The organism is Phycisphaerae bacterium (assembly GCA_012729815.1).
GTDB lineage: Bacteria > Planctomycetota > Phycisphaerae > JAAYCJ01 > JAAYCJ01 > JAAYCJ01.
On record JAAYCJ010000074.1, the window covers coordinates 1 to 10,728 of the forward strand.

Annotated in this window: 12 protein-coding genes; 1 reads left to right on the forward strand and 11 read right to left on the reverse strand. The window is 63.5% G+C overall.

Features of this window, described 5'->3' with window-relative positions; all coding sequences use genetic code 11:
• Nucleotides 1–194, reverse strand: a 194-nt coding sequence (locus tag GXY33_05790; protein ID NLX04635.1) for a hypothetical protein, incomplete at its 3' end; no start/stop codon positions are given.
• 183 nt (nt 195–377) lie between these two features.
• Here GXY33_05790 and GXY33_05795 point away from each other — a divergent pair.
• Nucleotides 378–1,400 carry a TGS domain-containing protein gene (locus GXY33_05795; protein NLX04636.1) on the forward strand — a complete coding sequence of 341 codons (1,023 nt, stop codon included), beginning with the start codon at nt 378–380 and terminating at the stop codon, nt 1,398–1,400.
• A 106-nt stretch (nt 1,401–1,506) separates the two neighbouring features.
• Here GXY33_05795 and GXY33_05800 read toward each other — a convergent pair whose 3' ends face one another.
• The 10 genes from GXY33_05800 to GXY33_05845 form a co-directional block, all read right to left on the reverse strand.
• Nucleotides 1,507–2,319: a class I SAM-dependent methyltransferase gene (locus tag GXY33_05800; GenBank protein NLX04637.1), complete on the reverse strand. Its 813-nt coding sequence runs from the start codon at nt 2,317–2,319 to the stop codon at nt 1,507–1,509.
• A gap of 9 nt (nt 2,320–2,328) precedes the next feature.
• Complete coding sequence (locus GXY33_05805) at nt 2,329–3,087, reverse strand: methyltransferase domain-containing protein (GenBank protein NLX04638.1); 759 nt, start codon at nt 3,085–3,087, stop codon at nt 2,329–2,331.
• A gap of 123 nt (nt 3,088–3,210) precedes the next feature.
• Nucleotides 3,211–3,882 carry a hypothetical protein gene (locus GXY33_05810; GenBank protein ID NLX04639.1) on the reverse strand — a complete coding sequence of 224 codons (672 nt, stop codon included), beginning with the start codon at nt 3,880–3,882 and terminating at the stop codon, nt 3,211–3,213.
• A gap of 139 nt (nt 3,883–4,021) precedes the next feature.
• On the reverse strand, nt 4,022–4,297 hold the full coding sequence (locus GXY33_05815; protein ID NLX04640.1) for a GNAT family N-acetyltransferase: 276 nt from the start codon (nt 4,295–4,297) through the stop codon (nt 4,022–4,024).
• Nucleotides 4,298–4,546, reverse strand: coding sequence for a hypothetical protein (locus tag GXY33_05820; GenBank protein NLX04641.1), 249 nt, complete (start codon nt 4,544–4,546; stop codon nt 4,298–4,300).
• Nucleotides 4,543–5,064, reverse strand: coding sequence for a GNAT family N-acetyltransferase (locus GXY33_05825; protein ID NLX04642.1), 522 nt, complete (start codon nt 5,062–5,064; stop codon nt 4,543–4,545). Before GXY33_05825 ends, GXY33_05820 begins: the two co-directional genes overlap by 4 nt.
• The gene (locus tag GXY33_05830; protein NLX04643.1) at nt 5,061–5,585 is read right to left on the reverse strand and encodes a GNAT family N-acetyltransferase; all 525 of its coding nucleotides are present in this window, start codon (nt 5,583–5,585) and stop codon (nt 5,061–5,063) included. Before GXY33_05830 ends, GXY33_05825 begins: the two co-directional genes overlap by 4 nt.
• A 175-nt stretch (nt 5,586–5,760) precedes the next feature.
• Nucleotides 5,761–6,153, reverse strand: coding sequence for an RNHCP domain-containing protein (locus GXY33_05835; protein NLX04644.1), 393 nt, complete (start codon nt 6,151–6,153; stop codon nt 5,761–5,763).
• 515 nt (nt 6,154–6,668) lie between these two features.
• A complete protein-coding gene (locus tag GXY33_05840) occupies nt 6,669–9,818 on the reverse strand; it encodes a hypothetical protein (protein ID NLX04645.1) in 3,150 nt (1,049 codons plus the stop codon).
• A 147-nt stretch (nt 9,819–9,965) separates the two neighbouring features.
• On the reverse strand, nt 9,966–10,728 hold a 763-nt coding region (locus tag GXY33_05845), incomplete at its 5' end, for an alpha-L-fucosidase (protein ID NLX04646.1).

Below are 10,728 nucleotides of genomic sequence, written 5' to 3' on the forward strand. Positions count from 1 at the left end.
AGCCGCGTAAGCTCGATCCTCTCCACCTCGAAAAGGTAGATCTCGGAGCTCTTGTCGGTGGCAAACCCCTTCCGCCCGTAACTGAAACCGATGTACCGCCCGTCATCCGAAATGTCCGCCCGGTTGTACTCGTCGCAGCCGCCCGCCAGCAGCGCCGCCGCGACCGCAGCCGCCCAGATGCATCTCTGCACCATATTACCGTCCTCCAACTCGCCCAAAGCTCCAACCCTCCGCACTGACCATTGTAAACCGCGGCAGCGGCGAGGGCCATACCGTTGGGCGGCTTGGCGATTGCCGACCGTCGCCGGAGCGTTTATAATACAACAAGGGGCGATCACGGGTGGAGGATCGCCTGACGGCTTTGTACGGGTGCGACCATGCCGGCCAATCTGACGCCTGACTATCAGAAGGCGGAAACCGCCTATCGAGAGGCGACCAGCCCGGAGGAAAAGCTCGCCGCCCTCGAACAGATGCTCGCCACCATCCCCAAGCACAAGGGCACCGAGAAGATGCAGGCCGACATCAAGAGCCGCATCGCCCGCATGCGAGCCGCCCAGGCGTCGACCAAGAAGGCCAAGCACTTCGACCCTTACCACGTCGAGCGATCCGGAGCCGGCCAAGCCGTCCTGATCGGCATGCCCAACGCCGGCAAGAGCGCGATCGTGGCCGCGCTGTCCAACGCCCCGGTCGTGGTTGAAAGCTACCCGTTCTCGACCCACGTACCGGTGCCCGGCATGGCGAATTACGAGGACGTGCAGATCCAACTGGTGGACATGCCGCCGTACACCGACCAGGGCTTTCCGCCCGGAATGCCGGGCGCCATCCGCAACGCGGACGTCATCTGCCTCGTTATCGACGGCTCAGCCGCCGATTCGCTCGATCAGCTCGACCTCGGACTGCGGCTGCTCGAGGATCGCAAGATCATGCCCGCCCGTCCGCACGCGGACGCGAAAGCGGAAGAGCAAGCCTCCGACGAGGCGTTGGCCGAGCAGGACCAGGTCGTCTGGGAAAAACCGCTGCTGGTGGTCGTGACCAAGCGAGACCTGTTCGCCGGGCAGGACGAAGTTGCCGCCACCCTCCACGAACTCTATCCGGACCTCGAGTTCCTCGCCGTCTCCGCCAAGAGCGGCGAAAACCTCGACCGCCTCCTCGCTCGCATCTGGCAGCTTCTGGACGTCGTGCGCGTCTACGCCAAACCGCCCGGCCAGAAACCCGACATGGACCGCCCGTTCACCCTCAAGTCCGGCTCCACCGTCCTGGACCTCGCCCGCGAAATCCACCGCGACTTCGCCGAACACCTCAAGTTCGCCCGAATCTGGGGCGAAAACAAATACGCCGGCCAGCAAGTCCCCAGAGACTACCTCCTGGAAGACGGCGACATCCTCGAAATCCACGTCTGAAGCACCACAGCCTTCCAATCCGTGCCCTGTCTTCCCACCTTCCGCCCGCCGAGTCACTCGTAGGCCGATGGTTCCGCGGCAAACCCGCAGGTTCACCCACCATCCTCTATTCCTTGAGTGCATCTGCCCCTCGTAGTTTCCAGTACTTCCGCTTCGGCCCGTCGGCTTCGTCGTAGATCGACCAGCGATAGCTCCACGGCGGCTCGATCAGTGTGTGGTGCGTTGCATCATCGCGGCCGAGGGCCGTGCCGGGACAGTGGACGATCCAGCCACCAAGTTTCACAACACGCTCGAATTCCCGCAACTCACCGTCAAGCCGCCAGCCGAGGGCGTGAGACGTGATCAGCACGTCGGCGAAGCCATCCGGCAGCGGAATCGCATCGAGAAAACCATCGACCACGAAAAGGGTCCCAAGCTCCGCCCGACAGGCCTTCTCCCGCATGAACGCCCGAAGCCGGGTCACTGGCTCGACGGCAAAGACGCACTGCGCGGTCCTCGCCGCCTCCATCGCCACCCGTCCGGTACCGGCCCCGCCGTCAATCACCACCTTGTCCCGCAGATCAACGATCCCGGTGATCTCGCCAAAGTCCCAGCCGTGGAACGCCAGACCGTCGTACACCTCAGGATATTTGTTGTAAACCAGCAGATCGTCGATCCCAGCCAGCAGCGTGCACGCGCACCGCGACACCTCCGCCTCCGAACCGGCCGGACCGAAGCGGGATTTGATCTGCCCGACGAAACCCGCCACCGCCGGGCACTTCCTGGTCAGGAAGCTCTCGATGTACGGACGCGCCCACAACACAGCCGCCAGCTCCCGCTCCGGCGCATAACCCGGCAGATAACCGATCTGAAACTCCTCCAGCAAAAGCAGATCGTCGATCCCGAACTCAACGAGTTTTGACAGCTTGCAGGGCGACATGACACGCACCTACTTCCTCTCCGCGATCATTCGCACAAAACCCAGATACCGCCCCTGATCGGCTCGAAGCTGGGCCAGTTCGTCGGCGGACTCGCCGGGACGGTTCTCCCGGCCGGACGCCAGCATCATCTCCAACCAGCGGACCCAGTACTCCCAGCCGTCGGGTACCGCCTCGCACGATCTGACCTCGAGCCCCCGACATCGCTCCCAGTGCCGCCGCCACCACGCGACCGACTGCACCCAGTGCCACTCCTCGTCCAGATGATCCGGGCGCGGGTGCGGCACCTCTTGCGGTGACGCGGGCGAGACGATGCCGATTTGCCCGCCGCGCTTGAGCAGCTTGAGCATGTGGAACTCCAGATAGTGCACGTCGGTGCCATAGTAGTGGTAGCTGTCAAGGCTCACGACCGCGTCAAAAAACTCGTCAGCGTACGGCAGAGCGCGCGCCTCAGCATGAATGGGAAACACGCGATCCTCCAGCCCGGCCTCGCGCACCCGCCGCCAGTTCTCGGCTGCGGGAATCCACAGGTCCGTCGCCCACACCTGCACGCCGAACTCCCTGGCCAGAAAGATCGAACTGAGGGCCTTGCCGCACCCCATGTCCAGCACCCGCATCCCCGGCTGCAGGTCCATCACCTCGCACAACCACTCGGCCAGCCACAGCGCGTTCGGCCCCATCTCGTTGGCGACCACCCATTCCGCGTCATATGCACTCGCCCGCCCGAACCGCTCTACCGTCAAAAGCTCCTGAAGCTCCCGCTTTGACATGGTCATAGAGATTCTCCGGATACTACTGGATTGCCGTCAGCCATCATAACAACATTGCCGGCGTCGGGTGCTGGCAAGTCCTTTCCTCGCCAACGCGCCTCAGCGTGACCGCTTCTGAATGGCTCATCCGCCATGACTCACCAATGCCTCCGAATAAAGAAAATACCCCAGCTTCCGCGGCAGCCGCGACGACGGGGTATTGTAGTGATTGTAGTAGTACCACGGAACGCGCCCATGCCCGATGATGCTCTCCGTGGCTGCCCTGCAAGCTTCCACGGCAAAGCCGCGACCGCGAAACTCCGGCATTGTGTACACGCCGAAGTCCCACGCGAAATCCTCCGGGCCGAGCACCACCTGTGCCACCGATACCAGCCGGCCATCGAGCACGTATCCAAACGCCTCGTACGTGTCCGAACTCTTCGACGACAATCCCCACGACGGCCCCGGCCATCGAAGCCACTGCCCCCAAACGTCCTGGTCCTCTTTCTGTATGAGACGCACGTATGCTCCGGTAGGACGGCCGGACCACGACGCCGCATCGCAATACCAATGAAAGTAGTGCGACCATACGGACACCTTAAGCGACTCAGCCACCGTGCTCAGCGGCTCGTAGTTCGCCACGTTCCGCACCGTCGCCCGTTCCTCATCTCTGGCCCCGCGAACAAACCACAACTCCTGCTGACCGTCGCCCTCGCGGGCGATCTCGGCAAAGCTCTTCCGGTTGCACGACGCTTCGGCCTTCTCCACGAGTGCTTCAGGCACCGACAGCACCCATCCCTGACCGTACGTCATCATGGCAACAGAATCAGGGGCCAAAGGCCACGGCCTCCTCACGTCTCCCGTTGAACGTGGAATGGGCACCACATGTCGGCCGCCGTCCCGCAACTGCGAGACCGAACACCCAAGGCTCGCCGCCCAGCATCGATCAAGGAATTCAATCGTTCGGTTCAAGACGCCTCTCCTGCCCGGCTTGGTCCGCGACGGCCATCGAGAAAGCGACCTTTTCATCGCCGTCGGGTGCGACGAATCCGTCCTCATCCGCAAAGCCGACAGCCCTGTGGAACGCAATCGACGCCTGGTTATCCCGGTGCGTCATGGATCGGATCACACTTGCCCCACGCGAGCCCGCGAACCGGATACATGCCCGCACGAGCACTCGGGCAATTCCCAACTTCCGGTGATCGGGATGAACCGTCAGACCGACCACCATTCATTCGTCGTCGGTGTCCCGCATCGGCTCGATCCGGCACACCCCGCGCACGGCCCCGGATTGCCTTCCCACGAAAAAGCCTTTCGCAGCGAAATTCGGTCGGCCGATCTCTGCGCCCAGATCCCGCTTCCTCGCCTCGACCCGTTCCGTATCCGGCATCTGGCCCCACGCGATGATCTCCAGAAGTGCGAGATCCCGGATGGTCGCATCATCAGCCTGCGTCAATAACTCCACGGTCAGCTCGGTCACTGTCGGTCTCCTTCAATCATTGGCTCAACAACCCACACGTACTGCCCCGGAAAGCCCTGATGCTCGCCCGGCCCGTATTCCCGCCCTCTTGCACCGTGGCGGCCCATCACCGCCGACCGCCAGAACCGATCCGCCGTTCCGCCCGGCCACGTCGTCGTCATCCATCGGCCGGGAAACCGGCCAAACAGCAACTCCACCGCCCGCGTCCCCAACCCTTTCCGCCGGTGACCGCGAAGAACGAAAAACTCCTCGATGAAATGGGTCGATACCGCCGTCTTCCCATCCGGCCCTGGCGGTTTGCGGTTCAACTTGGCCAACGCGAATCCCACCAGTTTCCCATCCTCTCGAAACAGCAGCGGCACGCAGCTCCGGTCTGAGAAGAACTTGTCCAGCGGCTCCCCCCAATCGATCACACCATCCGGCCCAGGCTCCGCTCCGCCCTCGTAGAGATGCAGTTGCAGCAGCCTCTCGACCAACAGCCTTTCGTGCGTCTGTGCCCGTTCGATCGTCAGCGTCATGCCACAGCCTCCGTTTGCGTCGAACATATCGGCTTCGCGACGAAATACCCGCGTACCGGCTGGCCTTTGGGATACTCCGTCGCCGGACACAGGCCAAACCCGAGCGCGTGCCACATCGGTATCGCCTCCTTCTTGTCCTCCGAACTCCACGCCCGCAACTGGTACACCTTGCGCTCCCGGCACCTCATCTGGGCCATCTGGATAAGCCGCCGGCCAATCCCTTCTCGCCGCACGCTCTCCTGAACCTCGATAATGTCGATGAAACCCTCGTCAGCGCCGTTCAGCGGCGCCGGCAGCGTCCGCCATTGTACGGAAATGAATCCCCCGATCTCGCCACCGCGCGACGCGATGAGGGTGAAACCATCATCCAGATGTATCGATCCGTGCCTCACCCATTTCCATTTCTCAAAGATCGACGATGCATCGTGTGCGTTGGCCTGTGAAAAGTCAAAATCACGCATCTCCATTGGACTCATCCTCACATGGGACCCAGACTTGTCGCTGGCCTTCTGCTTCTGCATTCCCGCGCCCCAAAGGCAGGGTGGCCCGGCCGCGCCCCGCCAAGGGCGCGGCCGGACCGCACGTGAGACGATCGCCTAACGGCAAACCTCCTCACGCTTACCCATTGACGCTTCTACCTTCACCATACACCTCCTTTCCGCCCGAAAGGGCAAACAGATTTCGACCGACCGTCGGTCATTGACCCAAAGCGCGCTTTTCCGGATATAGCCGATCCAGTGGAAACGCCGGCCTTGCCAGCGGCCGGACGGCCAACGACATCAGGGCCACTTCGCTGTCGTCGCCCGCGATCCGATTCGTGCGGACGGCGCTGCACCGACGACAGCGATGCACCACCGACCATTCGCCGTTCGGCTGCACCCACACCGCGATGGGCTCCATCAGGTCGCGGCACGGCGAGCGCCGATCGCCCGGCCGAAGGTCCAGGTGGCGGCTCCAGAGGCACCGCGGACAGTGGTTGCGATGCTCCGTGCCGTCGCCGGCCGAAGGGACGAACTGCCCGCAATGCTCGCAGACGAACGCCTCGCCCGGGCCGTCCGCGTGCGCATGCGATCGTGAATATCGCTTCAAGGTTCTCTCCTTTGACTTGCTCTCGCGTATATCGCCAACGTCGCTGCGCACCAATCACAATGGGCTGCATAGGCGTCCTTTCGTCACAAGACTTCGTTTTCGTTCTATGCGCAAACCATCCCTGTCAACGTCGCGCCGGGCCTACAAGGCGACCAGCGGACGCACGGACGGCGTCAAACTACGTTCTGGGAAAACAACCGCCGGAAAAGATCGGGGGAAGGGGGGGAGTCTCGGTGCGATCCGATCAGCGCACGATCAACGCAAACGCATCAAAACAAAGGAACAGGATTCGGTTGACCTCAAGCCTCTCGGAGCTAGACCGACTCGACACCCAGATCGGAGGCGGCCCCATCCACGCTGTGCATGCTCTGAACACTCATCATGTGCCTCCTTTCGCAAAAGACCTGGGTTGACCAAGATGATTGTTGTATAGCATCATAACGCAGTAGAGTCAAGAGAAAAACGTAGAATTCAACGTAGCCCAGCGCAACGAACGTGACGCTTCCGGTGTTGCACTACACGCTGATCGCCAGTGATCCCGGCGAAGCTGTGAACCTGTACCGTCCCGACGAAACGCGTTCCACCGGCACGACCTTTCCATCCACGCTGACGATGACCTTGCGAGGCGCCTCGGCGCAGCAGACCGTATAGACGCTCGGCCCGTCCGCCTGGGTCAAAAACGCCGCACGCCCCTCGTCGCCCGCAGCCTCCACGATATCGACGTCGGAATTCTCCGGCACCAACGCCCAAGGCCCAACCATCGCCGCCATCTGTATCCGCCCAAACGGAACCGTGAGCGGGAACGACTTCTCCTGCAACAGCAGCCGCGCCCGCGACGGCGACTGATGATCCCACCATGCGACATTCAGCAGATACGCAATCCGCAAATCGCCCGCGTCGTACACGGCAAAGTCGGTATCCTCCGACCCCTCGATCCATCCGCGACGCCGCTCCTCGGCGAGTTGCTGCTTCGCGACGGTGCGTAGATCGTTCTCGTACGACCTGCGGACGGCCGCATCGGCTGGATACAGGTCCTGCCCGTAGAAGATGACCCTGCCGCGCCCGACTGCCCGCTCCACGCGGCCGCCGGCTCGCAGCGCCTCGCCCAGCAACTGGCGAAGGCTCTTCGACGACGGCACGTTCGACGGCTCAAACCGCTTGGTGTTGATCGAAACGTGCGGCCGGGCCAGCAAAAGCGTGCCTCCGGCTCGGACGTACTCCAACAGAGCGGCGAAATCCTTCTCCTGGAACGTATTCCAGCCGAGAAACGCCAACGCCTTGTACGTCCTAAGCACCCGCAGCGGCGCCTCTACCGGCAGCAGGTCGACCGGCCCGTACGGCGTCCCCGAATACCACCCCTGCGGCTCCTGTGGACAATCGCTGCGATAGATGCCGTCAAGCCGGCACCGCGGATAAAAGACCTTCAGCAGGTCGAAGCTCTCCTCCGGCGGGCCGAACCGCATCGACTCCGCCTCCTGGGCCCACACCCGTCCGCGGGCAAAACACGTCCAGCCGCAGTCCCGGCCCTGCAGCACCCCGATCGGCGCACGCAGCGTCCCGCGCCGCTCGTGCGTCTCGATAAACCGCCGCACGATCGCATGCGCCTCCCGATGCCCGCTGCACGCCGCGCCGAACCGATCCTCGCGGGCGTACAGGTTCTCCATCCGGTACAACCCCTCCTCCGTGTTGATCTGCGTCACGCCCTGCAGATAGCAGCACGCCAGCGACAAAAAGTACCGCCGGAAGTGCGCCGGATCGTCCAGCGGCGTGCTCGACCACTGCACGGCCAGGTGCGCCCCGAACTCACTCTTGCCGTACGCCCGAGCCGCTCCGCGAACCGAAGCCAGCACCACGTCCTCGGCGCTGTACATCGTCTCCGCCCCAAGAAACTCCAGACCCGCCTGATAGAAATACCGAAACAACGCCGAAGGCCCGGTGTGCCGGGTCGAATACCGGGCGATGTACCGCAGCCGCTCGACGAACGTCTGCGCCCCGGTCCTCATGTCCTCGTGAGCGACGGTGTTCTGAAACAGGAAGTATCGCCATTGCTCCCGGACGGGGTGAACCCCCGGCTCGATCCCGTCGGGATCCTTCGAGCGATGAAAGATGTCGCCGAAAAGCGGATCGTCGGTTCGCGAGCCCCAGTAGTTGAACGCCCCGTCGCACTCGTGCGACTGACGGCCGACGAAGTTCGGCCCCGCAAGAAGCTCGACCGGCGGGTTGACGTCCTTGCCCGGCAGCTCCCGGCCGTCGACCATGTGAGCATACCTCACGCCAAGCCGATCCAGCAATCCGCGGGCAAACGTCCACGCCTCACGGTCGAACACACGCGACCCGCACCACCGATACACCGGCCGAAACGTGACAAAGTTGCCGATCCGATGCGCCATGTACCACTTCAGGTACGCGCCAAAAGCCTCCACCGTCTGCGGCACATACACCGCGTCGCCGGTCCCCAGCAGCACGTCCTGGCCGCCCTTGACCACCGTCCGCTCGATCGACACCGTCTCAGACCGCTTGCCGTCGGTCAGCTCAATGCGCTCAGCGAGCTGATCTGCGGACAGGTGGACCACGCCAAGCCCTCGCTCGAGCTTGAACGTCTCGCCCGTCGAAGCCCGAAGGGTGACGGTAGGGCGGTTCACCTCGACGAGGATCGGCGTCGTCTGACCGGCCACGCCATACTCCGGCACCGCCGCGATCTCGAAGTCGCGGGCCGTCTGCGAAACCATCTCCGCCCGTCGAAGCACGTACACCGGGGCCGTCGGGTAGTCAGCCAGCAGCGTCAGTTCCAGCCGATTGACGCCCGCCTTCAACACCTGCTCGGGAATCGCGAACTCGACGTCCGGGTCCCGCACGATCGGACAGAACACCGGCCCGCGAAAAACCTCCCGCCGATTAACCGTCAGGCGAAACTCCGGCCACTCCTTGCGAGACAGGTTCTCGCCAAGCCAGTTGCGATGCGGATGATAGTTCGACTCCGGCCGAAACGGGCTGATCAGGTTACCCTCCCCGGGCACCACAAGCTGCGGCGTGGCGAATCGTACCAAACCGCGGAACCGGTATCCGCCCACTCGCACCAGGATACTCGCGATCTTCTCGATCCCGGTCAGGCGCTTGCTCAAGGTCGTCCACCCGCGCGTCCCGGACGCAACGTCGAGGGCCACCACGCGGTCGGGCTTCTCGTACACGTCATCGCCGTGCCGGCCGCCCTTGTGGTGATAGATCTCCAACGCCGCCCGCGCCCACCCGCCTTCGTCGATTCGGAGCCCCTCGGGACGAACCTGGACCGAAAACTCCAGCGACTTGCAGCGTCTGGGTATCTCGTTGCTGGGAATCCGAAAAAACGCATTGCGCTCGAACGGCTCGCCGCGCCCTTCCAACACCAGGCTGTATTCCTCGCCGCACATCGCGTCGCGGCGCAAGGCGTCCTCGATCGACCGGTACCAGATCAGCGGCTGCTCCGGTTCGCACCGCTCCCGCCACGCCAGACCCGCCTCGCCCACGATCCGCAGGGCGAAACGGCGTGGAAGCCCTTCGCCGGACCGCCGGTCATGCCGATACGCAATGGCAACCGATTCGCCGGGACTCAACACCAGATCGCCGTCCGCATCGGTCGGACGCGTGGCGACAGGGATTACCAGCCGCTGACGCGTGGTAGCTTGCATCGCTCATTCTCCGGTAGTGAATGCACTGTTTTGGCGGTAGTGTGTCCGCGTCCGCTCCGAGTTTCAACCGAAATGCGACGCCAAACGCAAAAGCCCGCCGCCAAACGGCGACGGGCTTTGGATGATGAATGATCGTCAGATGCCCGGTTACTTGAGGAACAGCTCAATCACCGGTACGGTCACGTTGGGCTTCTTGACCGGCAGATGGAGCGTCACCGTCTTCCGGTCGATGCTCTCGATCGCCGTCTGGTGCGGCGGCGGCTCCGCCATCTTGACCTCCGACGCGTCGTGCAAAAGCTGGGCGTACTCGATCTTCCCCGCCAGACCGTCCAGGTGGAGCTGGATGAACGGCCACGCGAATACGTGGCAGTACAGACGCTTGGTGTCCGGGTTGTACGTCAGCCGGCAATCCGTCGGGGCCGCAAAACCCTTCGGCGCCGCCGTGCAGCCGTAAATGCTCCGGCTGTGCCGCTTCATCCACTCGCCCATCCCGCGCAGGCGGTCCAACGCCCGCTCGTCAAACTCCCCGCGCCCCGTCGGCCCGACGTTCAGCAGCAGGTTGCCGCCCTTGCTCACCGTATCCACCAGCATCTGAACCAACTGGTCGATGCTCTTCCACGACTCCTCGTCCCGGTGATACCCCCACGACCCGGAGAACGTCTGGCACGCCTCCCACACCACCGGCTGACCGTCCACCGTCACCCACTCCCGCGGCTGGAACTGCTCGGGTGTCTTGATGTCCCAGCCGTCCGCCAGGTCAAGCCGGTCGTCGAGAATCACCTGCGGCTGAAGCTCGCGGACCATCTTGTACAGCTTCTCGCTGCCCCAGTCCTGCCGACCCTTGCCGATGTATCCCGGCCGCGACGGATAGCTGAAATCGAACCACAACACGTCGATCTTGCCGTACTCG

What these genes read in the sequence shown, in the direction of transcription:
- GXY33_05825 (NLX04642.1), bottom strand. Translation starts at nt 5,064, where the DNA reads ATGACGCTGACGATCGAACGGGCACAGACGCACGAAAGGCTGTTGGTC.
- GXY33_05810 (NLX04639.1), bottom strand. Translation starts at nt 3,882, where the DNA reads ATGATGACGTACGGTCAGGGATGGGTGCTGTCGGTGCCTGAAGCACTC.
- GXY33_05805 (NLX04638.1), bottom strand. Translation starts at nt 3,087, where the DNA reads ATGTCAAAGCGGGAGCTTCAGGAGCTTTTGACGGTAGAGCGGTTCGGG.
- GXY33_05795 (NLX04636.1), top strand. Translation starts at nt 378, where the DNA reads ATGCCGGCCAATCTGACGCCTGACTATCAGAAGGCGGAAACCGCCTAT.
- GXY33_05800 (NLX04637.1), bottom strand. Translation starts at nt 2,319, where the DNA reads ATGTCGCCCTGCAAGCTGTCAAAACTCGTTGAGTTCGGGATCGACGAT.
- GXY33_05815 (NLX04640.1), bottom strand. Translation starts at nt 4,297, where the DNA reads ATGGTGGTCGGTCTGACGGTTCATCCCGATCACCGGAAGTTGGGAATT.
- GXY33_05840 (NLX04645.1), bottom strand. Translation starts at nt 9,818, where the DNA reads ATGCAAGCTACCACGCGTCAGCGGCTGGTAATCCCTGTCGCCACGCGT.
- GXY33_05830 (NLX04643.1), bottom strand. Translation starts at nt 5,585, where the DNA reads ATGCAGAAGCAGAAGGCCAGCGACAAGTCTGGGTCCCATGTGAGGATG.